The sequence below is a fragment of the Phyllobacterium sp. 01N428 genome, assembly GCF_056399405.1.
This window is the reverse complement of record NZ_JBFTRH010000001.1, coordinates 1,065,968-1,086,410: the sequence shown is the minus strand read 5'-3', so window position 1 is coordinate 1,086,410 and position 20,443 is coordinate 1,065,968. Positions and strand designations below refer to the sequence as shown.

General features: G+C 60.2%; 22 protein-coding genes. 12 read left to right on the top strand and 10 right to left on the bottom strand.

Going from position 1 to position 20,443, the window contains the following annotated elements; all coding sequences use genetic code 11:
* Position 1: 1 nt before the first annotated feature.
* Entirely contained in the window at positions 2-1,213 is a 1,212-nt protein-coding gene (locus AC1DNI_RS05325) for an FAD-binding protein (protein ID WP_477691086.1), read from the bottom strand.
* A gap of 2 nt (positions 1,214-1,215) precedes the next feature.
* Positions 1,216-2,712, bottom strand: coding sequence for an FAD-linked oxidase C-terminal domain-containing protein (locus tag AC1DNI_RS05320; protein ID WP_477691085.1), 1,497 nt, complete (start codon positions 2,710-2,712; stop codon positions 1,216-1,218).
* Positions 2,713-2,896: 184 nt separating this feature from the next.
* On the opposite strand from AC1DNI_RS05320, the gene AC1DNI_RS05315 reads away from it, so the two are divergent.
* The gene (locus AC1DNI_RS05315) at positions 2,897-3,796 is read left to right on the top strand and encodes a LysR family transcriptional regulator (RefSeq protein ID WP_228019156.1); all 900 of its coding nucleotides are present in this window, start codon (positions 2,897-2,899) and stop codon (positions 3,794-3,796) included.
* On the opposite strand, the gene AC1DNI_RS05310 is transcribed toward AC1DNI_RS05315, so the two are convergent.
* Positions 3,797-5,104, bottom strand: coding sequence for a DUF3422 family protein (locus AC1DNI_RS05310; RefSeq protein ID WP_477691084.1), 1,308 nt, complete (start codon positions 5,102-5,104; stop codon positions 3,797-3,799).
* 200 nt (positions 5,105-5,304) lie between these two features.
* Here AC1DNI_RS05310 and AC1DNI_RS05305 point away from each other — a divergent pair, with 200 nt between their 5' ends.
* Together AC1DNI_RS05305 and AC1DNI_RS05300 are read left to right on the top strand one after the other, a co-directional pair.
* Positions 5,305-6,087, top strand: a complete 783-nt coding sequence (locus AC1DNI_RS05305) for an FCD domain-containing protein (protein ID WP_477691083.1) — start codon at positions 5,305-5,307, stop codon at positions 6,085-6,087.
* Positions 6,084-6,836 (top strand): metallophosphoesterase, encoded by a 753-nt coding sequence (locus tag AC1DNI_RS05300; RefSeq protein ID WP_477691082.1) that lies wholly within the window; start codon positions 6,084-6,086, stop codon positions 6,834-6,836. The genes AC1DNI_RS05305 and AC1DNI_RS05300 overlap by 4 nt, the downstream gene beginning before the upstream one ends.
* Here AC1DNI_RS05300 and AC1DNI_RS05295 read toward each other — a convergent pair.
* Together AC1DNI_RS05295 and AC1DNI_RS05290 are read right to left on the bottom strand one after the other, a co-directional pair.
* Positions 6,809-6,949 carry a hypothetical protein gene (locus AC1DNI_RS05295; protein ID WP_174207689.1) on the bottom strand — a complete coding sequence of 47 codons (141 nt, stop codon included), beginning with the start codon at positions 6,947-6,949 and terminating at the stop codon, positions 6,809-6,811. The genes AC1DNI_RS05300 and AC1DNI_RS05295 overlap by 28 nt on opposite strands.
* Positions 6,950-7,151: 202 nt before the next feature.
* Positions 7,152-7,856 carry a type 1 glutamine amidotransferase gene (locus AC1DNI_RS05290; RefSeq protein WP_477691485.1) on the bottom strand — a complete coding sequence of 235 codons (705 nt, stop codon included), beginning with the start codon at positions 7,854-7,856 and terminating at the stop codon, positions 7,152-7,154.
* 66 nt (positions 7,857-7,922) lie between these two features.
* Here AC1DNI_RS05290 and AC1DNI_RS05285 point away from each other — a divergent pair, with 66 nt between their 5' ends.
* Positions 7,923-8,528, top strand: a complete 606-nt coding sequence (locus tag AC1DNI_RS05285; protein WP_477691081.1) for a hypothetical protein — start codon at positions 7,923-7,925, stop codon at positions 8,526-8,528.
* Here the strand turns inward: AC1DNI_RS05285 and AC1DNI_RS05280 are convergent.
* Positions 8,512-9,423 (bottom strand): DMT family transporter, encoded by a 912-nt coding sequence (locus tag AC1DNI_RS05280; protein ID WP_477691080.1) that lies wholly within the window; start codon positions 9,421-9,423, stop codon positions 8,512-8,514. The genes AC1DNI_RS05285 and AC1DNI_RS05280 overlap by 17 nt on opposite strands.
* A gap of 135 nt (positions 9,424-9,558) precedes the next feature.
* Between AC1DNI_RS05280 and AC1DNI_RS05275 the strand changes: the two genes are divergently transcribed.
* The 5 genes from AC1DNI_RS05275 (at position 9,559) to AC1DNI_RS05255 (ending at position 14,001) form a co-directional block, all read left to right on the top strand.
* On the top strand, positions 9,559-9,993 hold the full coding sequence (locus tag AC1DNI_RS05275) for an Lrp/AsnC family transcriptional regulator (RefSeq protein WP_153668091.1): 435 nt from the start codon (positions 9,559-9,561) through the stop codon (positions 9,991-9,993).
* A gap of 11 nt (positions 9,994-10,004) precedes the next feature.
* Positions 10,005-10,739: a 16S rRNA (uracil(1498)-N(3))-methyltransferase gene (locus tag AC1DNI_RS05270; protein WP_477691079.1), complete on the top strand. Its 735-nt coding sequence runs from the start codon at positions 10,005-10,007 to the stop codon at positions 10,737-10,739.
* 105 nt (positions 10,740-10,844) lie between these two features.
* A complete protein-coding gene (locus AC1DNI_RS05265; RefSeq protein WP_477691078.1) occupies positions 10,845-12,218 on the top strand; it encodes a glutamate--cysteine ligase in 1,374 nt (457 codons plus the stop codon).
* A 12-nt stretch (positions 12,219-12,230) separates the two neighbouring features.
* Positions 12,231-12,974: an SDR family oxidoreductase gene (locus AC1DNI_RS05260; RefSeq protein WP_477691077.1), complete on the top strand. Its 744-nt coding sequence runs from the start codon at positions 12,231-12,233 to the stop codon at positions 12,972-12,974.
* Positions 12,975-13,062: 88 nt separating this feature from the next.
* Positions 13,063-14,001: a phosphoribosylaminoimidazolesuccinocarboxamide synthase gene (locus tag AC1DNI_RS05255; protein WP_477691076.1), complete on the top strand. Its 939-nt coding sequence runs from the start codon at positions 13,063-13,065 to the stop codon at positions 13,999-14,001.
* 68 nt (positions 14,002-14,069) lie between these two features.
* Here the strand turns inward: AC1DNI_RS05255 and AC1DNI_RS05250 are convergent, their stop codons facing one another.
* Both AC1DNI_RS05250 and AC1DNI_RS05245 read right to left on the bottom strand, forming a co-directional pair.
* Positions 14,070-14,561 (bottom strand): hypothetical protein, encoded by a 492-nt coding sequence (locus AC1DNI_RS05250; protein ID WP_477691075.1) that lies wholly within the window; start codon positions 14,559-14,561, stop codon positions 14,070-14,072.
* A 37-nt stretch (positions 14,562-14,598) separates the two neighbouring features.
* Positions 14,599-14,841, bottom strand: a complete 243-nt coding sequence (locus AC1DNI_RS05245) for a YjiS-like domain-containing protein (RefSeq protein WP_477691074.1) — start codon at positions 14,839-14,841, stop codon at positions 14,599-14,601.
* A 167-nt stretch (positions 14,842-15,008) separates the two neighbouring features.
* Here AC1DNI_RS05245 and AC1DNI_RS05240 point away from each other — a divergent pair, with 167 nt between their 5' ends.
* Positions 15,009-17,027: a BTAD domain-containing putative transcriptional regulator gene (locus AC1DNI_RS05240; protein WP_477691073.1), complete on the top strand. Its 2,019-nt coding sequence runs from the start codon at positions 15,009-15,011 to the stop codon at positions 17,025-17,027.
* 121 nt (positions 17,028-17,148) lie between these two features.
* Complete coding sequence (locus AC1DNI_RS05235; RefSeq protein WP_477691072.1) at positions 17,149-18,183, top strand: DUF937 domain-containing protein; 1,035 nt, start codon at positions 17,149-17,151, stop codon at positions 18,181-18,183.
* 109 nt (positions 18,184-18,292) lie between these two features.
* On the opposite strand, the gene AC1DNI_RS05230 is transcribed toward AC1DNI_RS05235, so the two are convergent.
* The gene (locus AC1DNI_RS05230) at positions 18,293-18,700 is read right to left on the bottom strand and encodes a DUF1127 domain-containing protein (RefSeq protein WP_477691071.1); all 408 of its coding nucleotides are present in this window, start codon (positions 18,698-18,700) and stop codon (positions 18,293-18,295) included.
* Positions 18,701-18,779: 79 nt separating this feature from the next.
* Between AC1DNI_RS05230 and AC1DNI_RS05225 the strand changes: the two genes are divergently transcribed.
* Complete coding sequence (locus AC1DNI_RS05225; protein WP_027230241.1) at positions 18,780-19,736, top strand: LysR substrate-binding domain-containing protein; 957 nt, start codon at positions 18,780-18,782, stop codon at positions 19,734-19,736.
* Between the two features lie 8 nt (positions 19,737-19,744).
* Here the strand turns inward: AC1DNI_RS05225 and AC1DNI_RS05220 are convergent, their stop codons facing one another.
* Positions 19,745-20,335, bottom strand: a complete 591-nt coding sequence (locus tag AC1DNI_RS05220) for a DUF2585 domain-containing protein (protein WP_477691070.1) — start codon at positions 20,333-20,335, stop codon at positions 19,745-19,747.
* Positions 20,336-20,443: the final 108 nt, after the last annotated feature.

The following is a 20,443-nucleotide window of genomic DNA, read 5'->3' as shown; positions in this document are numbered from 1 at the left end:
GCTATACTCCTGCAACCATGCGGCCGGGATTCAGGATGCCGCTTGGATCGAATTGCTGTTTGAGGCGCTTCGAGAGCGCCGCCAGCGGGGCGGCCTGCGGCTCGAACACGGGGACGGCCGCGCGAACACTCGCTAGCCCCCGCACCAAGGTTGCATGCCCGCCGCCATATTTGCGCAAGAGCGCCCTTACGGCGTCCGCTTCCGGCTCGCCCTCCATGCGCAGCCAGACGAGGCCGCCCTGCCAGTCGTAATAGACATCGACTGCCGCCCCCATGCGCAGCGAGGCGACGAGCTTGTAGGCCTCCATCGGCACCATGGAAACACGCCAAACCGGCTGCTCCGTACCGTCGGCGAAAGGGATGACGTCGCGGATTTCCTGCCAGAGCCGGCGGGACTGGTCGCCGGAGACGTCCGCCATCTCGCCTGCCGAGGCCAAGAGGTTCTTCAGCATGGTCATGCGGTCGGCAACCGAAGGCGCAAACCCTTCGAGCCGCAGCAGGGTCGAAGCCTCGCCGCCGAGCGCGCCATCGATGACCCTTGCCGCAACATTGCCCGGAAGATGGGCGGCAGATGCAACCTCGCCGCTCGACCCCATGGCGATCGCCATGGCGCGCGCCGCCTCGTCATCGGCAAGACCGCGTATGACGAGCGTCGATTCGGTCTCGGGCGCCGGGAGCACCTTGAAGGTGATCTCGGTGGCGATGCCGAGCGTGCCCCAGGAATTGGCCATGCCCTTCGACAGGTCGTAACCGGTTACGTTCTTTACGACGCGTCCGCCGGATTTGAAAAGTTCACCCCGGCCGGAGACAACCCGCACGCCGAGCACGTGGTCGCGCGCCGATCCCGCCTTGAGACGGCGCGGTCCGCAAAGATTGGTGGCAAGCAGACCCCCAAGCGTCCCCTGCCCCGCAGGCTGTCCCAGAAGCGGTCCGTAATCCATCGGCTCGAACTGAAACGCCTGCCCGCTTGCCGCAAGCAGCGCTTCGAGTTCGGCAACTGGCGTGCCCGCCTTGGCGCTCAAGACGAGTTCATGCGGCTCGTAGAGCGTCACTCCGGCATAGTCGGACAATGCGATCGTATGCTCGGTCTGCAACGGCCGGCCGAGCCCGCGCTTGGAGCCCTGGCCGACGACTTCCACCGGCGCGTTGGCGCCAAGGGCCCATTGCACCGCTTCGACGATCTCATCCTCGGATTTAGGCTGGAAAATGCTCACGCTCAGAATCTCGGAATGTCGGGAAACGGCATCTTACCCTGATGCACGTGCATGCGTCCGAGTTCAGCGCAGCGGTGCAGTTGCGGGAAGACCTTGCCGGGATTGAGCAGATGCTTGTCGTCGAAGGCGCACTTGACGCGGATCTGCTGGTTGAGGTCGGTGTCGTTGAACATTTCCGGCATCAGATCGCGCTTCTCGACGCCAACGCCGTGTTCACCGGTCAGCACCCCGCCCACCTTGACGCAGAGCCGCAAGATGTCGGCACCGAAACTTTCCGCCTTGTGCAATTCCTCCGGGATGTTGGCGTCATAGAGGATCAGCGGATGCAGGTTGCCGTCGCCGGCGTGAAAGACATTCGCAACGCGCAATCCATACTTCTCCGAGAGTTCGCGCATGCCGGCCAGCACCTTCGGCAATTCCTTGCGCGGTATTGTGCCGTCCATGCAAAGGTAATCCGGCGAGATACGGCCTACTGCGGGAAATGCCGCCTTGCGTCCCGCCCAGAATATCATTCGTTCTTCTTCGCTCTGCGAGACGACGCAAGTCGTTGCGCCATTCTTGCGCGCAATTGCCTCGACCATGGCGATGAGGTGATCGACCTCGACCACGGGACCGTCAAGTTCCACGATAAGCAGGGCCTCCACATCGAGCGGATAGCCGGCATGGACGAAGTCCTCGGCGGCATGGATGGCCGGCCTGTCCATCATCTCCATGCCGCCCGGGATGATACCGGCGGCAATGACATCGGCCACGCACTGACCGGCTTCCTCGCTGGTCGGAAAGCCAACCATCAGTGCACGTGCCGTTGTCGGCTTCTGCAGAATGCGGACGGTCACTTCGGTGACGACCCCCAGCAGCCCTTCCGAGCCGGTCATCAGCCCAAGCAGATCATAGCCATCGCTATCGAGATGCTTGCCACCGAGGCGAATGATGTCGCCATTGATGAGGACCATCTCGATGCCGAGGACATTATTGGCCGTCAGCCCGTATTTCAGGCAGTGCACGCCGCCGGAGTTTTCAGCGACGTTGCCGCCGATCGAGCAGGCAATCTGCGACGATGGGTCAGGGGCATAGTAGAAGCCCTCGTGCTCGACGGCCTTGGTTATGCCGAGGTTCGTCACGCCGGGCTGGACGACGGCAACGCGGTTCGAAAAGTCGATTTCGAGGATGCGATTGAAGCGCGACATGACGAGGAGCACGGCGTCCTCAAGCGGCAGCGCACCGCCGGAAAGCGAGGTTCCAGAGCCGCGCGGCACGACCTTCACATTGTTCTCGCAGCAATATTTGAGGACGCGGGAAACCTGGGCGACGGTTTGCGGTAGAACCACCACGAGCGGCAATTGCCGATAGGCGGTCAATGCATCGGACTCGAAGGCGCGCATTTCGTTGGTGACGTCGACAACGCCCTCGCCGGGAACGATCGCGCGCAATGCCGCAACGATCTCGGCCCGGCGGCCAAGCGTCGCTTCATCACTTTTCGGCATTGTCAGTCCGGTCATTGCCTCTCCATTGCCAGCACCGCTGGCGCAACTGGTAAACTATCTTTACCTCTTGCGCAGCACGAATGTAAATAGTTTAGAACCTTTCTCGATCGGAGAGAACAGGCCGTGCGGCGATCTCGCCTGCGATGAATTTCAAGGCCTGGGGACTTGACGTTTGATTTGCGCCAGTGAGAGTGCGCGCATGAGTGAATTCAACGATATGGAAGTGTTTGCCCGCGTGGTTGCCGCCGGCAGCATGTCGGCAGCGGGCCGCGAGCTTGGCCTTTCACCAGCGGTCGTATCCAAGCGGCTGCGGCGGCTGGAAGAACGGCTCGGCACGCGGCTTCTGCAGCGTACGACGCGCCAGATCGCGCTTACCGAAACCGGGCAAGGCTATTACGAGCGCGTGCTTGCGATCCTCGCCGGGGTCGAGGAGGCCGAGGCCTTCGTGTCGCGCCGTTCCGAACAGGCGCACGGGATGCTTAAGGTTGCCGTGCCGACGACGTTCGGGCGCATGCATATCGCTCCGCACCTCGAACCCTTCATGCGCGCCAATCCCGACCTTGCCGTCAACCTGGTGCTTGCCGATGAGTTCGTCGATATCGTCGGCGAAGGCTACGACCTTGCGGTCCGAATTGCGGAACTCTCCGATTCGAGCCTCGTTGCGCGCAAGCTTGCGCCGGTCGAGCGCTTTCTGGTCGCCTCGCCGCGCTACGTAGCCGAGCACGGCACGCCGAAATCCTTCTCCGATCTCGAAAATCATATCTGCCTTGCGGCGCATAATGGCGACCCGTGGCGTCTGGTCGGCCCTTACGGCGCTGTGGTCTGGCGCCCATCAGGGCCGCTCCTGACAAATTCGAGTGAAGTGGTGCGCGAGGCGGTGCTCGGCGGACTCGGCATTGCCTTGCGTTCCACCTGGGATATCGGTCCTGAACTGGCGACGGGACAACTTGTGCGCGTTCTTAGCGACTATGCCGCCTCGCGCAACGTCGCCATCTACGCAGTGTATCCGTCCCGGCAATTCCTGCCGGCGAAAGTGCGCCTGTTCATCGACTATCTTGCGGCGCTCTATGGACCGGTGCCGCCATGGGACAGGCACTGATCAATCGTCGGCATGCGACTTGCGGATCGACTTTACGACAAACCACATGGCGATGATCGCAACCGGCACGAATATGGCGGTAAGGACTGTCGAATGCAGGTCGGGAATGTAAGTTTCCGCACCCTTGGCCAGGTAATAAAACAGGCCGACGACATAGTAGGAGATCGCCGCGACCGACAGCCCCTCGACCGTTCGCTGCAACCGCAACTGCAGTTGCGCGCGGTGGTTCATCGAGGTCAGGAGATCGCGGTTCTGGCGTTCGAGCTCCACATCGACCGAAGTCCGCAGCAATGTCGCCGGGCGCGAAAGCTTCTCGGAGAGGCTCTCCTGCCGTTCGCTGACCGAGCGGCACGTGCGCATCGCCGGCGCCATGCGGCGCTGAATGAAGGCGCCCCAGGTTTCATAGCCGGTGACCGGTTCCTCCTGCAACGCCGCAAGGCGTTCAAGGACGATGCCGTTATAGGCGCGGCTGGCACCGAAGCGGTAGAGGCTCGAAGCCGCGTCCGCTTCGAGTTCGGCCGCAAGCGAGGTCAATTCATCGAGCAATTTGTGGCTGTCTGAGGTTGCATCGCGCATCTCATTGGTGAGGCCGGCAAGACGATCCTCGATCCGGCGGATGCGCGGCGACAGCGAATGCGCCAGTGGGAGGCCGAGCATCGCCAGCGTCCGGTAAGTCTCGATCTCGATGACACGCTGCGACAGTGCGCCCGCACGCGCTGGCGACAGCCCATTGTCGAGGATGAGAATGCGGGTCAGGCCGTCGCGGTCCTGGCGGAAATCCGTGACGATCGAGGCGAGACCGCCTTCCACATCGCTGTAGCAAAGGCTTGCGGGATCGAACTCGCTGATCATCGCCAGCGCATTTGCGTCTTTCTTGACGATTTCGAGCCGCACGCCATCGATGACGGTGCCGGGCGGGTTGAAACCATGGCCGAAAGGATGCTGCGCTCCCGCGCCGCTGCGCGGCATCGGGCCTTCCCAGAGATAGGTCGAAAACTCGGTATGGCGTTCCCAGCGCAAGGTGCCATTGCCCCACGGCATGACGTGGTGGCGGGCATCGCGCGCAGGCGGCGCAATGCCGATGCTGCGGCTCAGTTCGGCCAGAACCGCATGATCGACCGTCGAGCCGCCTTCGGTCATGAAGGCGAGCTGGATCAGGAGGCGGGGCGTATCGACAAGCGGATAGGGCCGCGCATGCACTTCGCCGAGCGCGACGGCGCGTTCCGCATGCGCGGGAAAACCGAGAACGCCACCGACAACGGACGCAAGCTCGGCAGCTGTCGCGACTGATTTTAGTCTCTTGGCCATATATCCCCTGACCGGTCTTAGGCTTGATCGGCTGTCACAGGATCGTGAACGGATTGGGTCCGGCTTTCAACAGATTCTATTTTGTCGTGGCTGCGGCAAATAAGACCCCGCCCTGCCTTGCAACTGGATCATTGATTTGACCAGTTTCGATTTTTGCCGCTAGGCTGCGGATCGATATCTTTCTTGCGGACCCGCTATCCATGAGCAGCCCTATCTTCGCGCGCATCCAATCCTCCCGCACGGCCGATGATATTGTCGGCCAGATCGAAACGCTTATCCTCGAAGGCGTTCTGCGCGTCGGTGATCGTCTCCCCGGCGAGCGCGACCTTTCCGTACAGTTCGACGTCTCGCGACCGATCCTGCGCAACGCATTGAAACTCCTGGAGACTAAGGGCCTGCTTGTGACGCGGCATGGCGGCGGAACTTTCGTCGCCGATGTCATCGGCGAGGTGTTTTCCAAGCCGATGATGGATCTCATATCCAGCCACCGCAAGGCCGCCGCGGACTATCTCGAATACCGTCGCGAAATCGAGAGCGTCGCTGTCGAATACGCCGCACGGCGCGCGACGGAGGATGACAGGCTCATGCTACATCGCATCATGAGCGCGATGGAGGAGGCCTATAAGGCCAATGATTTCAAGCGCGAAGCCGAACTCGACGTCGAACTGCACAATGCCATCGGCGAATGCGCGCACAATATTATCCTGCTGCACACGCTACGCTCCTGTTACCGGCTGCTTGCCGACGACGTCTTCTATAATCGTACGGTGATTTACGGTTTCCCCGGGGCGCGCGAAAAACTGCTGGACCAGCATAAGGCGATATTCGCGGCCATCATCAATTCAAATCCCACGGCGGCGCGCGCGGCAGTCGGGCAACATATAGATTTCATCGAGCAGGCGCAGAGCGAAGCAGCGCGCAGCAGCGCCTGGCAGAACGTATCGCGCCTGCGCCGCAACCAGCGCGAGTCGGAACGCGGATGATCGGGTTCGACCATGCGCGCGGGCCAGCAGGACTGCGCATCTATGCCATTGGCGACGTCCATGGCCGTTTCGATCTGCTGCAAGGGATGCACCGGCTGATCGCCAGGGAAAACGCCAAACAGCCGCCGCACGACTGGCTCGTCATCCACCTCGGCGACTATGTCGATCGCGGGCCGCGATCGCGAGAGGTGCTTGATCTGCTGGCGCGAGAGACGTTGCAGTCGCGCAATATGCTGGCACTTGCCGGCAATCACGATATCGGACTGCTGGACTTTCTTTCAACCGGCGATGCATTCGGCGTTTTCGCCCATAATGGCGGACGGCAGACCGCTCTTTCTTACGGTGTCGATATCGATTTCGACGATGCGGTCTCGGTGCTTGCGGGATGGAAAGAACTGGTTCGCGCCATACCCGATGCGCACAAGCAATTCCTGCGCGGGCTCAAGCGTTCGGTCGCCTTCGGCGATTTTTATTTTTGCCATGCCGGCATCCGGCCCGGCGTCGCGCTCGACCTGCAGAACCCGGATGACCTTATCTGGATACGCGGCGAATTCCTCAACAATGCAACGCTCCATCCAAAGGTCATCGTGCACGGCCACACGCCGGTCGACGACGCGGACGTCCGGCCAAACCGCGTGAACCTCGATACCGGCGCCTTTGCCAGTGGCCGGCTCAGCGGCTTGATGATCGAAGAGGACAGGAAGCTGTTGCTGGAGGTGACTCAGCGCGACGACGTGCTTACGCCGTAACCATCGCTGGAGACGACACGCCCGCCGGCATCCACCGAGAAAAGACCTACGCCCATGAAAAGAATGGCTGAGAGCATTACGGCAGTCAAAAGTGCAGCACTCTTGGTGGTCATTTTAGGCGTTTCCATCGTTTAGGGCGCGGCTTGATGCCGGTTAGCCGTGGGGGCACTACAGGACAGTTTGCTTACCAACTAGTGAATCGAAGACACGTTCCAAAGGAATCGCCAGTCGCTATCCGATTCTGGATTTACCTGTTGCAGAGTTGCAACGAATCCGTGTGGCGCGTGCTACTTGCGAGGGAAGAAGAAGCCTAATTTAACGCTGGATCTGAGCGACCCAGGCGCGGGCCAGCGCCAGCCCGGCGGCATCTGCCGCCGCGCCATCGCGGGCAACATAGCTGTCGTAATTGTCGAGCCATCCCGGATAATTGGACGCGATCTGGTCGTGGAAGACACGCCGCCACTCCTCGACCAGAGTTGTATCCGCCTCGAAATGAAACTGAATGCCGTAGACCGCGCGGCCGATGCGAAATGCCTGGTTGGCGGTCACATCGCTCGATGCAAGGCGGATGGCATTTTCCGGGAGCGTGAACGTGTCGCTGTGCCAGTGGAAGATCGGAAAACGAACGGGGACGGATGCCAGCACCGGATCGGCTTCGCTTGCCTCGTTGCGGGTGACTTCGTGCCAGCCGAATTCCGGCGTGCGGCCGAGGATATTGTCAGCACCATAGCCCCGCGCGACCAACTGGCTGCCAAGGCAAATGCCGAGCACAGCCTTGTCTGTGTCGCCAAAGCGCTTCGTCAATTGCGCCAGCTCCGGAAGGTATGGATGTGTGGCGTCGGCAAGCGCGTTCTGATCGCCTCCAAGTACCACCAGCGCATCGTGGCCCGAGGCATCGGCCGGCAGGGCCTCGCCGAGATAGGCCTGGCGCAAATCGATGGCAGCCCCCGCTTCCGCCAGCGCCCGTCCCACTTGCCCAAGCCCTGTATCCTGATAATTCTGAACGACGAGAACGCGCATGATGCCTGCCCCAAACCCAAGTGGATTGTCGGATAGCATGGCGCCGAACGAGTCGAAAGCCGTCAAATGACCCTGCAGAACCGAGTGACACCTTTTGGCGAGATCGTCGCGGCACCCTATCGCGGCACGATGATGGGCAATCGCGGCATCATCCATGATCCCGCAACGCGGACGTTGTTGAAGCGGCGCTGGACCAATCACGCCTGGATCATCTGCGTCTGCAAGTTCAAGAACGTGCGCCGCCCGGTCATGGCGCGGCAAAGCTGGACGGAGCTGTTCTTTCTCGATGAGGCAACGGCGCTTTCCGCAGGGCACCGGCCATGTTTCTATTGCCAGCGTCAACGCGCACTCGCCTTTCAGGCTGCCTGGGCGGAAGGCAATGGGGACCTCGTGAAGGCGCCGGAGATAGATCGCGTCCTGCATGGTGAGCGGCTTGATCCGAAAAACGGCAAGGCGCTGCATCCCATCAGTGGCCGTGTGCGTGATCTTCCGGATGGAGCGATAATCGCCAGCGGCGACAACGCCTATCTCATGCGAAACGGGAACACGTATCGCTGGTCATGGCAGGGCTTTGAGCGCGCCATGCCGGAGGGCGACGCCATGCTGCTGACGCCGCCCTCCACAGTGCGGGCGCTACGCGCAGGCTACTTGCCGCTCATGCACGGCTTCTAAGGTTCACGCCCCCGGGCGCACGCCTGCCGAAACTCCAGCCCAGGCTTGTTCCGGCAGCGGCGATCAGGATCGCGGCGGACCCCACCAATTGACTTGGCTGCAGCGCATGGCCGAATGCGAGGTAGTCGACGAGAATCGCAGCGACCGGATAGATGAACGAGAGTGAACCGGTAATGTGGGTCGGCAGTTTCTGGATCGCGCTATAGAGCAGGATGTACATGGGGCCGGTGTGAACGACGCCGATCGTGATGATGCTCGCCCACTGCCCGGCGCTTTGCGGCAAGGCGCTGAAATCGGCGAGCGGGGCAAGCATCACGATGCCGACGCACACTTGAATCAGGGCGATCAGGTGTGGCGGGGTTCCCTTCAGCCGCTTGGCGACGATTGCCGCGATCGCATAAAGAAACGCAGCGCCAAGCGCGAGAGCGATCCCGGTCATATAGTCCGAGCCGCTATAGGCGGCGCCGGGCTTGGCCTGGACGATCAGGAGCATTCCAGCGAAAGCGACAAGCAGCCAGAATAGCTTGGTGGCGGTGAGCTTTTCCTTGAAGATCAAGGCGCCGAGGCCAACGAGCATGAAAGGCTGGACATTATAGACCGTCGTGGCGATGGCGATGGAGGCACGCGGATAAGCTGCAAACAGAAGCACCCAGTTGGCGACGATCGCCATGCCGCCCACTACGGCGAGCCCGAAGAGCTTCGGGGAAATGATGTCTCGCCGCAACAGGCCAAGACCCGCGCAAACGGCGAGCAGCGTCAGGGCACCGATGGCGCAACGCCAGAACACCACCGAGAATACCGGTTGGCCGGACATCAAGACGAACCAGCCAATCGTTCCCGAAATGATCATGGCGGCGGTCATTTCGACGCTGCCTCTGACGATATCCTTTTCCATGTCGTTGCTCCTTATCCTGCGGGACAAAGACTAGGCGGATGCGGCACGATTTGCTATGTTTGAAGAAAGGCAAAGGAGCTGCTTCTCCTTTTTAATGCAGGTTATTCGCGGGAAACACCTTACGGGTATATTGTCATGGACGAACTTGACCGAACAATCCTAGAAATTCTTATCGACGATGCACGCATCTCGCTGAAGGAACTCAGCCAGAAAGTCGGCCTGTCTTCGCCAAGCGTTTCCGAGCGGCTGCGCCGGCTTGAGGAAAAGAAGATCATTCGCTCGTTCACGGTTGACATCGATCCCGTGGCGCTCGGTTATGGATTGACGGCGATCGTCCGCATTCGCCCCCTGCCCGGCATGCTGCATATCGTGGAGCGCCTGCTCCAGGAAACGCCCGAAATCACCGAATGCGACAAGGTCACCGGCGATGATTGTTTCATCGGCAAGCTGCAGTTTCGCAGTATGGAGCAGCTTGATTCCATTCTTGACCGGATCGCGGAAAAAGCTGAAACCAACACCTCGATCGTCAAGTCGTCGCCTGTGAAGCGTCGCTTGCCACCTCTTTCCTGATCAGGTTCAGCATGCGCGCCAACTACAAGATGCAGAGACTTTACGTCACGGGTGAACTCGCCCATGCTGCACGCGTCGATGCGACGCCCGATGCGGTCAACTACCTTGCCAATGTGCTTCGCATGAAGGATGGCGACGAGATTTTAGCCTTTAACGGGCGGGACGGCGAATGGCGGGTCGCCCTTCGGTTCGAAACGAAGAAAAAACTCGCGTTTGAACCGCTCGAAAGGACGCGCGACCAGCCGGCCACGCCTGATCTTGTCTACTGCTTCGCGCCACTGAAACAGGGACGGCTGGACTATCTCGTGCAAAAGGCCGTGGAGATGGGTGCGGGGATCCTGCAACCGGTCATAACCCAACATACGCAGGTTGCCCGCATCGGTATTGACCGTATCGAGGCGAACGCCATCGAGGCGGCAGAACAATGCGGCGTGCTGGCGATCCCTAAGACGCGTGAGCCGTTGAAGCTCGACAAGTTGCTTGATGGCTGGGATGCGGCACGCCGCCTGATCTTTTGCGACGAAGGGCACGAGACGCATAATCCCTTGCCGCTGCTTCAATCCCTTCCCCGCGGACCGCTTGGAGTCCTCGTCGGACCGGAAGGCGGCTTCTCGGAACAGGAGCGCCTTGCCCTGCACAAACTCTCCTTCGTCACCGCGATTCCGCTCGGCCCGCGCATCCTCAGGGCGGATACCGCAGCGGTGGCCGCCCTCGCCCTGATTCAGGCGACAATCGGCGATTGGTGAGATACAAATTCTCTTGATAAGACGATAAAAGAAATTCGCTTGCGCTCCTGCCTGAAAACGGCCAATCACGCGCAACCACCTCCATCCAAGCGGAAAGCACCGTCCATGGCGCGCGACACGACAGACGAAACACCGATCTCGAACACCGAAGAACTGGCTGACTATCTTGCCGCGGGATCAAAGCCGGAGTCTGCCTGGCGCATCGGTACGGAGCACGAAAAGTTTCCGTTCTACACCGAAGACAACAGCCCGGTCCCCTATGACGGCCCGCGCGGTATTCGGGCGATTCTTGAAGGCATGCAATCGAAGCTTGGCTGGGAGCCGATCATCGATGAAGGCAACATCATCGGGCTCGTCGAGCCGACCGGACAGGGCGCGATTTCGCTTGAACCCGGCGGGCAGTTCGAGCTTTCCGGCGCACCGCTCCTGTCGATCCACCAGACATGCCGGGAGTCCAATGCGCATCTCGCGCAGGTCCGGGAAATTGCCGAACCGCTCGGCATCCGCTTCCTTGGCCTTGGCGGCAGCCCGAAATGGACGCTGGCCGAGACGCCGCGCATGCCTAAGTCGCGCTACAACATCATGACCAACTATATGCCGAAGGTCGGCAAGGATGGTCTCAACATGATGTACCGTACCTGCACGATCCAGGTGAACCTCGATTTCGCCTCCGAGACCGATATGCGCCGCAAGATGCAGGTTTCCGTGAAACTGCAATCGATCGCGACAGCCCTCTTCGCCATGTCTCCGTTCACCGAAGGAAAGCCCAATGGGCTTCTCTCCTGGCGTTCCAATATCTGGCGCGACACGGACAACAACCGATCGGGCGTCTTGCCGTTCATTTTCAATGAAAATTTCGGCTTTGCGGACTATGTCGAATGGGCGCTCGACGTTCCGATGTATTTCGTCATGCGCCATGGTCGCTACCACGACTGCACCCATGTCACGTTCCGTCAGTTCATGAACGGCGCGCTCAAGCACGAAATACCGGAAGGCACGCCCAACATGGGTGATTGGGCGAACCACCTTTCGACGCTTTTCCCGGAAGTTCGCCTCAAGCGCTTTCTTGAAATGCGCGGTGCAGATGGTGGTCCATGGCGGCGCATTTGCGCCCTTCCGGCCTTCTGGGTCGGCCTGCTCTATGATGGGGAGGCATTGAACGCCGCCGAGGCGATGACGAAAGACTGGACCTATCCGGAAGTCCAGGCGCTGCGCGATGAGGTTCCGGCAAAGGGGCTCAATGCTACCCTCCGCAACCGGGCAGTGCGTGAGATTGCAACGGAGGCGCTTGCCATTTCGCGCCTCGGCCTCAAGAATCGTGCCCGTTTGAACAGCGAAGGTTTCGACGAAACACACTATCTCGCCTCGCTGGAAGAGGTCGTTGCGCGCGGAACGACCTCGGCCGAACAGATGCTTTCCCAATATCACTCGGTCTGGGGCAGCTCGGTCGAACCCGCATTCCTGGAATATGCCTACTGAGGGATCTCTGACATGACCAAGACAATTCTCGTCACCGGCGGCAGCCGGGGCATCGGCCGCTCTACCGCAATTCTTGCCGGGCGAATGGGCTGGTCGGTCGCGGTCAACTATGCGGGCAACAAAGCTGCCGCCGACGAGGTCGTCGCGGCAATTGCCGATGCTGGCGGCAAAGCCAGGGCCATCCGGGGCGATGTCTCGGTCGAGGCCGATGTTGTTTCGATGTTCGAACAGGCAAGCGAACTCGGCAAGCTCGACGGAGTGGTCGTCAATGCCGGGATCGTTGCCCCGGCCGCAAAACTGATGGACATGGACACGGCACGCATGCGCCGCATCTTCGACGTCAACGTGCTTGGCGCCTATCTCTGCGCACGCGAGGCAGTGCGCCATCTTGCCCGCTCGCGCGGCGGCAAAGGCGGATCGATCGTGCTGCTTTCCTCCGCAGCGGCCCGCATCGGCGGACCCAATGAATATGTCGATTACGCCGGTTCCAAGGGTGCAATGGATACGTTGACCATCGGACTTTCCAAGGAGGTCGGCCCCGAAGGCATCCGCGTCAACGCCATCCGGCCGGGATTGATCGAGACAGAAATTCACGCAAGTGGCGGCCAGCCCGACCGGGCCCAGCGCCTCGGCGTGACCGCGCCGCTCGGCCGCGCCGGCACTGCGGATGAGGTTGGCGAGGCGATCGTCTGGCTTTTGAGCGACGCGTCATCCTATGTGACAGGGTCGCTTCTCGACGTCACCGGCGGCCGGTAAATCTTCTTTACCCGACAATTTTGACTCGCCACCTCCCGCATATGTGTTATGCGGGACCATATCGTTTTTCAGCGGAATTTCTGACACCATGGCAAAGTTCAAAGCGTTGGCGGAAGCCTATATTCCCGAATTGCCCAACCACTACCGCGGCAAGGTGCGCGAGAATTATGACCTCGCCGATGGCCGGCGCATCATCATTGCTACGGACCGCATCAGCGCCTTTGACCGCATTCTTGCGGCGATCCCTCTCAAGGGCCAGGTGCTGACGCAGACTGCGCGCTACCAGTTCGAGCAGACCGCCGATATCTGCCCCAATCATGTAATCGAGTATCCGGATCCGAATGTGCTCGTCTGCCGCAAGCTGACGATCCTGCCGGTCGAGATCGTGGTGCGCGGTTATCTCGCCGGCACCACCGGCACGTCGATCCTGACGCTTTACAAAGCCGGAAAGCGCGAAATGTACGGCTTCACTTTGCCAGACGGCATGCAGGACAATGAGAAGCTTCCAGCGCCGATCATTACGCCGACATCAAAGGCGTTCGACGGCGGGCACGACGAGCCTCTGACAGCCGAGACGATCCTCTCTGAAGGGCTTCTCACGCAAGACCAGTGGGAGACCGTCTCCAGCCACGCGCTCAACCTGTTCGCCCGCGGCCAGGAAATCGCGGCCGGCCGCGGCCTGATCCTCGCCGACACCAAATACGAGTTCGGCATGGATGAAGCGGGCAATATTCTGCTCGCCGATGAAATCCACACACCCGATTCCAGCCGTTATTGGTTTGCCGACAGCTATGCGCCGGGCAAGCGGCCCGTGAGCTTCGACAAGGATTTCGTACGCAACTGGGTGGTCGAACGCTGCGATCCTTACAAGGACGATATCCCGGAAATCCCGGAAGACGTGATCGACGCGACCACCAAGGTTTACATCCACGCTTACGAAACTATCACCAACAGGACCTTCGACCCCGGCAGCGCCGATGTCGATCCGCTCGAGCGTATTCGCGGTAATCTGGCGCGGTTCTTTTGATATAATCGAAAGGCTTCCACCACTATCGAACCCCGCATCAGGTTATCCTTGATGCGGGGTTTTGTTCGTTAATGGTTAGAAATTGCTTTTTGATCGTTGGGTGTCTGAAGCGCCGGATCCAAAGCGAAACCGGCATTTCTGGAATGGTCCGCTGAGCCAACGTTCCCAACCGATACATTGATCACGTTTTGATTGTGCATTCCCATCGCACCAGCGAGACGAAAGCCTCGTCCTACAAGCCAATTGTAGTGCATTTTGTTGTAAATGAACGGAAACACGAGCAAGCTTATTCCGAGTGTAAATAAATTCACAACGAACATGATTATAAAGCCAACAATATGCCCTCTGAACAAAGCAGGAAACGGTCCGAAGAACAAGCAAGTCCACGAAAATCCCTGAAACGCCATCGCCGTGCGATGGCTGGCAGGGTCAATTACTTGAAATTTATGAGCCATTGGCAAAGTCCTTAAAAATGTTTTCAATAAATTTTTTGTATACTTAAAGAAAAAAGGAATCAGTGATAACTTCGTAGCCAAAAGCATACTGGTATCGGATATCATAGAATAATCCCTCGCATCAAATACTTCGAGATCCAAGTTATCGCATAGACATCAGATTGGTGATCAGCCCCGCCTTGATATCGAGCGCCGGGTGATTGGCTCGCGGCAGACCCATGTCGTTTAGTTGTTCGGGCGTCAGTTCGGCGAGAACTCTCCGGGCTGCGATGGCCTGCCTCCGCTTCCTGAAGGCAGCGATCGCTGTTGTAACGATGTTGAGCTTCGTTCCCCATACCTGCGTTTCAGTCGGGGCGCGGCCGATGTGGGTTTCCGTGTGAGCCATTTTTTCAATCTCCCTTTTTGTATGTTTGCAGATGGGAGAATGTCACCGGCGCGCTTTGCGGCTGTTCGGCGGCGCGTGAAAGAGGCGCGCAATAGCGCTAAATCGCTGTTAAATCCTGTCATCGGAATGTTATTCTGCGAATGCGGTCAATAAACTGGAGACGATCTGTGCGTATCAGGTTGCTGGGCGGCCTCGAAGTTACTTCCCCGGACGACCGGCAAGTCCGCTTCACAACGCGCAAGACTTCGCTTCTATTCGCCGCCCTCGTCCTCGCTGGCCGCCGCGGCCATCGTCGCGACCAGCTATCTGAACTCTTCTGGCCGGGACGAGGCGACGGGCAAGCCCGCAACAGCCTGCGGCAGGCGCTCGTCGACATCCGGCGGTCGTTCCCGCCCGGAGAGCATGCCACCACCTATATCGACGGAGACCAGGAGTCTGTCGCCCTGATCGTCGATCCCGACCAAACGGACATCTCTGTGTTCGACCTCAAATTGCAATCGGACCGCCCTTCGGATCTTGCGATCGCCGCAGACCTTTACCGCGGGGAGATGCTTGCGGGGGAAGCGCTTCCGGACGGCATGGACGAGTGGTTCGGACCCCACAGAAACAAATACGAGCAGAAGGCGCAACAGCTGGTGGAACGGCTCAGTCTTGCGTTGTCCCAGCCTGGCTCCCCGGAAGAAACTGCCTGCGAAGGGCTTGCGGAAAGGCTGCTCGCGTCGGACCCAACCGCAGAGGCTGCGCATCGAGCGCTAATGCGAATACATACGCTGCGCGGCCACGAAAACGCGGCTTTACGCCAGTTTGAATTATGCAGGGCCCTGTTGAAGAGGCACCTCGGCGCAGAACCAGAGGCGCAAACGGCCGCGCTCGCGGCTTCCTTGCAGGCGGGCAAGGCAGGCGACCTTCCGCTGACTGCACCCGAGGCTAACGCTGCCACTGGGCCAAAGCCGCCGGCGCCGTCCGTTTCGACCCCGCTTCACGACCGGCCGTCGGTCGCTGTCTTGCCCTTCCAGAATCTCAGCGGAGACCCGGAGCAGGAATATTTTGCCGACGGCATCGTAGAAGACATCACGATCGCCCTCGCCCAGTTCCGCCATCTCTATGTTATCGCACGCAATTCCAGCTTTACGTACAAGGGGAAGGCCGTAGACATAAAGCAGGTCGGGCGCGAACTCGGCGTGCGCTATGTGGTTGAAGGCAGCGTGCGGCGGACAGGCGACCGATTGCGCATTGCCGGGCAGCTGATCGATGCATCGACGGGCGCCCACCTTTGGGCCGATCGTTTTGACGGGACCTTGGCCGACGTTTTCGATCTGCAGGACCAGGTCGCGGCAAGCATCGTGGGCGCCATCACCCCCAAGGTCGAGGAGGCCGAAATCGAGCGCGCCAAGCGAAAGCCGACAGAAAGCCTTGACGCCTATGACTGCTACCTGCGGGGGCTGGCGGCATTTGACCGGACGATCACAAACAGAGCGTCCCTTGAGGAGGCGCTGCGCCTTTTCATGCAGGCAATCGAGCGCGACCCGGAGTTCGCCGTGGCCTACGCGCGGGCGGCGCGCTGCTATGCGACCCGAAAGAGCAATGGCTGGATGATCGACCGCGCGCAGGAAACCGGCGAGGCGACCAGGCTTGCCCGGCGAGCGGTCGAACTCGGCTGGGATGACGCGATTGCGCTTTCCTATGGCGGATATGTTCTTGGCTATGTCAGCGGTGATCTTGACGCCAGTGCGGCATGCATCGAGCGGGCGCTCGTTCTCAACCCGAATCTGGCCGCCGCCGTTGGCGTCAGCAGCTGGGTCAAGATTTGCTTGGGCGAGCCGGAAGCGGCGATCGAGCACGCCTCGCTTGCCATGCGCCTTAGCCCGTTCGATCCGCGCCTGTTTGCCTGGCAGTTCAACGTCGGGCTCGCGCATTTTTGTGCCGGCCGCTATGACGAGGCCGCCGCCTGGGCGGGAAAGTCGATGCGGCATCAGCCCAACTACCCGAGTGCAATGCGCGTCGCGGCTGCCGGCCTCGCCAAGGCGGGGCGGATTGACGAAGCGCGGGAAATGGTTGCTCGCCTTTGCGCATTCGATCCGACGCTGCGGCTTTCAAATCTCGCCGAGATACTACCGCCGTTCCGGCGGCCGGATGATCGAGACAGGTATATAGAGGCACTGCGCATTGCCGGGTTGCCCGACTAGGGGCACAGAGGCGCTTCTCCATACGACGAAGGTCGCTCGGTCGAACACGAATAAAGCATTGGAGTCTGTCCTTTGGCGGCGCTAAGCTCTGCCCAGCCCAGAGCGAAGGAGGATCGCCGCCATGAATCTTGTAGACATGTTTCTAAAGGGACAAGGGGGCCAGAATATCGAGGCGCTATCCCGTCAGTTCAACCTGTCCCAACAGCAGACCGTCGCTGCCATCCAAGCGCTGATGCCGGCATTTTCGCAAGGCCTGCAGCGAAATGCCGCCGATCCGATGGGCTTCGGCGCTTTCATTCAGGCACTTTCGGCCGGCCAGCACACCAATTATTTCGACAATCCGCAGGCAGCTTTCAATTCGTCCGGCGTCGCCAATGGCAATAATATTCTTGGCCAGCTATTTGGTTCAAAAGACTTGTCGCGCGCTGTCGCCGACCATGCGGCGCAGATGACAGGACTTGGCGCGGAAACGCTCAGGCAGATGCTGCCGGTCATCGCTTCGATGATGATGGGTGGACTTTATAATAAATCAACCGGCCAGTTCGCAGCTTCAGGGCTCGGCGGCGGCAATGTCATCGGCGATCTCATCGAGCAGATGATGCGGCAGGGTGGGGCCGCCATGGGCGGAGGTCAGCCGGCCCCCAATCGCCAGAGCGCCCCCGACGCCTCGGCAAATCCCTGGGGCCAGATCCTGGAAGGCATGTTCGGCGGCGGTGCGGCCAGTCAGCAGGGGCAAGGACAATCGGCCAATCCGCTGGGAAACAATCCGCTCGGCCAGATATTCGAAGAGATGATGAAGGGTGGCCTCCCGGGTGCCGCCCGGCAGGCACCGACACCACGCAGCCACGCGCCGCAAGACGATGGAAGCGAGGATACCGCACAGGGGCAAAATCCTTTTGGCGACAATCCGCTCGGCAAGATTTTCGAGGAGATGCTGGGCGGCGGCGCCCCGCGCGGCACGCCACCGCCGCAACCGCAGGCAAGGCAGCGGCAGGCGCAGCCGGATCCCGATGCGCCGCCGGCGCCGTCCGACAATCCGCTGAAAGACATACTGGGCCAGATGTTCGACACCGGCCGCCAGGCGAACGACCAGTACCAGAAGGGACTTGAGTCGATATTCGACCAATATCTGCGCGGCATGGACCGTAGCCGCTAAAAGAAAAAGCCCGGCCACGTTGCAGATGCAAGGTGGGCCGGGCAGTAGGCAGGCGAGGCGCCGGGAGGGGATTCCGGCGTGAATGGGCGCCTGCTAACCAGTCAGGTCCTCAGACGATGCTGCGGGCGGCGCGCACGCGTGTGCGCATGTCAGCCAGCGCACCCAAGCGTTCGCTTGGATCATCGAGCAATGAGGTACCAATAGCCGAATGCAGATCAGCTCGGGTGACGCCGATGTCGTGCAGCATCTCGTCACTCCATTCGCCAAGGCTCAAAATCGTTTTACGATTGCGGCGAGCGACGAGCATACGGGTGACAAAGTTGGCCACTTGCGACGCAAATCCTGCGGTCGGGCGGGTGGAACCGGTTACTTCAGTCAATCTGGTCGTCGTCGTCATCGCCGTTACTCCTTTGGTGGCGCTGATCAAGAAAGTTAAACCGCGCAGGAACCATTCCCACGCATCACGCTTGGCCTCTATCGTTGCCAGCGCTTCCTGAACATCCTCAGAATGATCCATAAGAATTGATTATTCAAACGAATGTTTTTAATGTAAACGTTCAATAATAATGATGGATGAGCCGCCTGGGAGCACGACCATGAACGCACCGCTCGATCTTGACCAGTTGCAGACATTTACGGCAATCGCCGACCTTGGCAGCTTCACCAAAGCCGCCGACAAGGTGAACAAGACACAGTCCGCCGTCTCGATGCAGATGCGCCGCCTCGAAGAACGGGTCGCAAAGGCGCTGTTCGAACGGGATGGGCGCACGAACCGGCTGACCGAGGACGGCGAGCGCCTCCTCGCCTATGCGCGGCGCATGCTGCAACTCAACAATGAAACCATCGCCGCTTTTGATGATACGCAGTTGCAGGGTCATATCCGCATTGGCACGCCCGACGACTATGCCGATCGCTTCCTGCCCGAAATCATGGCGCGTTTCTCGCGCTCCAACCCGCGGGTCGAACTGTCCGTCGTATGCGAGCCCACCGTCAATCTCGACGAGATGATCCGCAAGGGCCAGCTCGATATTGCACTTGTCACCCAGTGCGACGAACAGCGGCGATCGGAAGTGGTGCGCAGCGAGCAATTGCTTTGGGTAACGTCCGCGCATCACAATGTCCACGAGGAGCTGGTTTTGCCGCTCGCAGTCGGCCGGCCGACCTGCATCTGGCGTGCTGCCGCCATCGACGTTCTCGACCGGATGAACCACGACTACCGCATCCTCTTTACCAGCTGGTCGGCAACCGTGCTGGCGGCAGCCGTCCTTGCGGGCCTTGCCGTCTCCATCCTGCCGGAATGCGCCTTGCGTCCAGGCATGCGCGTCCTGACCGAGGCCGATGGTTTCGGCCGGTTGCCGGAGTTCGGCATCGGCATCATGCGCGGGCATACCAAGCCCTCGGCGATCGTCGATGCCCTGGCACAGCATATCGTCGAGAGCCTCGACAACCTGTCGATGCCGACGCCGGTCACGTTGACCCAGGCCGCGGCTCCGATCCTTGCGAACCAGCGACTGCGCCAGGTGCGCGCCACGGAACTCGCGCCGGGCTGGTAAGTAGACGCTTACATTGCGCCTTGCCAGGCTTTGACCGCGTCCAGGGGATAAAGCAGCATCAAGACGTTGAGCGTAAGGTTGTCGCGGATCACCCAAGCAGCCAGAAGCTCGAAGAAGATCGCCAAAACCACGGTCAGCCAGATGGGCGCGCGGGCCGCAAAAAAGAAGCCGATGACCATGAACAGGATGTCGGACACGGAATTCAGGACACTGTCGCCGACGTAGCCCAGAGCAATCGTCCCCTCGCGGTAGCGATTGATCACCATGTCGGTGTTCTCGAATATCTCCCAGGACGCTTCGATCAGAATTGCGATCAAGAGCCGCGCCCCAAGCGGCGTCCTGCGGGCTACAAGCCAAAGCAGCCCGTAGAACAAGAAGCCGTGGATGATGTGCGACAGCGTGTACCAATCGGCGATGTGCTGCGAATTGTCGGACGAGTTCGTCTCGCCCACCCACAGCTTTATTGTACCGCAGGTACAGATCGGATTACGGCCCATCCACAAAAGGATCGCGGCAGCTGCAGCGATCATCAGCGCTCCGATCAACAGATAATGGCGCAATTTCAGGCGCTTGGCGGTTAGGGAGGCTGTTGCTGACATGACGATTCCTTTTTTCCCAAGTTAAAGGCGATATCGCGTCGGCTGACAATGCCGCAATCGATGGTTGGGCAAGACTTGACCTTGTTTCTGGCCCCGATAGTTATACGT

Bases quoted from the DNA above. Each gene is read 5' to 3' on its own strand.
- AC1DNI_RS05230 (WP_477691071.1), bottom strand. From the start codon at position 18,700: ATGGATCATTCTGAGGATGTTCAGGAAGCGCTGGCAACGATAGAGGCC.
- AC1DNI_RS05260 (WP_477691077.1), top strand. From the start codon at position 12,231: ATGACCAAGACAATTCTCGTCACCGGCGGCAGCCGGGGCATCGGCCGC.
- AC1DNI_RS05305 (WP_477691083.1), top strand. From the start codon at position 5,305: ATGAGCAGCCCTATCTTCGCGCGCATCCAATCCTCCCGCACGGCCGAT.
- AC1DNI_RS05285 (WP_477691081.1), top strand. From the start codon at position 7,923: ATGACCCTGCAGAACCGAGTGACACCTTTTGGCGAGATCGTCGCGGCA.
- AC1DNI_RS05255 (WP_477691076.1), top strand. From the start codon at position 13,063: ATGGCAAAGTTCAAAGCGTTGGCGGAAGCCTATATTCCCGAATTGCCC.
- AC1DNI_RS05290 (WP_477691485.1), bottom strand. From the start codon at position 7,856: ATGCGCGTTCTCGTCGTTCAGAATTATCAGGATACAGGGCTTGGGCAA.
- AC1DNI_RS05245 (WP_477691074.1), bottom strand. From the start codon at position 14,841: ATGGCTCACACGGAAACCCACATCGGCCGCGCCCCGACTGAAACGCAG.
- AC1DNI_RS05280 (WP_477691080.1), bottom strand. From the start codon at position 9,423: ATGGAAAAGGATATCGTCAGAGGCAGCGTCGAAATGACCGCCGCCATG.
- AC1DNI_RS05235 (WP_477691072.1), top strand. From the start codon at position 17,149: ATGAATCTTGTAGACATGTTTCTAAAGGGACAAGGGGGCCAGAATATC.
- AC1DNI_RS05310 (WP_477691084.1), bottom strand. From the start codon at position 5,104: ATGGCCAAGAGACTAAAATCAGTCGCGACAGCTGCCGAGCTTGCGTCC.
- AC1DNI_RS05320 (WP_477691085.1), bottom strand. From the start codon at position 2,712: ATGACCGGACTGACAATGCCGAAAAGTGATGAAGCGACGCTTGGCCGC.
- AC1DNI_RS05265 (WP_477691078.1), top strand. From the start codon at position 10,845: ATGGCGCGCGACACGACAGACGAAACACCGATCTCGAACACCGAAGAA.
- AC1DNI_RS05225 (WP_027230241.1), top strand. From the start codon at position 18,780: ATGAACGCACCGCTCGATCTTGACCAGTTGCAGACATTTACGGCAATC.
- AC1DNI_RS05220 (WP_477691070.1), bottom strand. From the start codon at position 20,335: ATGTCAGCAACAGCCTCCCTAACCGCCAAGCGCCTGAAATTGCGCCAT.
- AC1DNI_RS05250 (WP_477691075.1), bottom strand. From the start codon at position 14,561: ATGATATCCGATACCAGTATGCTTTTGGCTACGAAGTTATCACTGATT.
- AC1DNI_RS05275 (WP_153668091.1), top strand. From the start codon at position 9,559: ATGGACGAACTTGACCGAACAATCCTAGAAATTCTTATCGACGATGCA.
- AC1DNI_RS05295 (WP_174207689.1), bottom strand. From the start codon at position 6,949: ATGACCACCAAGAGTGCTGCACTTTTGACTGCCGTAATGCTCTCAGCC.
- AC1DNI_RS05315 (WP_228019156.1), top strand. From the start codon at position 2,897: ATGAGTGAATTCAACGATATGGAAGTGTTTGCCCGCGTGGTTGCCGCC.
- AC1DNI_RS05270 (WP_477691079.1), top strand. From the start codon at position 10,005: ATGCGCGCCAACTACAAGATGCAGAGACTTTACGTCACGGGTGAACTC.
- AC1DNI_RS05300 (WP_477691082.1), top strand. From the start codon at position 6,084: ATGATCGGGTTCGACCATGCGCGCGGGCCAGCAGGACTGCGCATCTAT.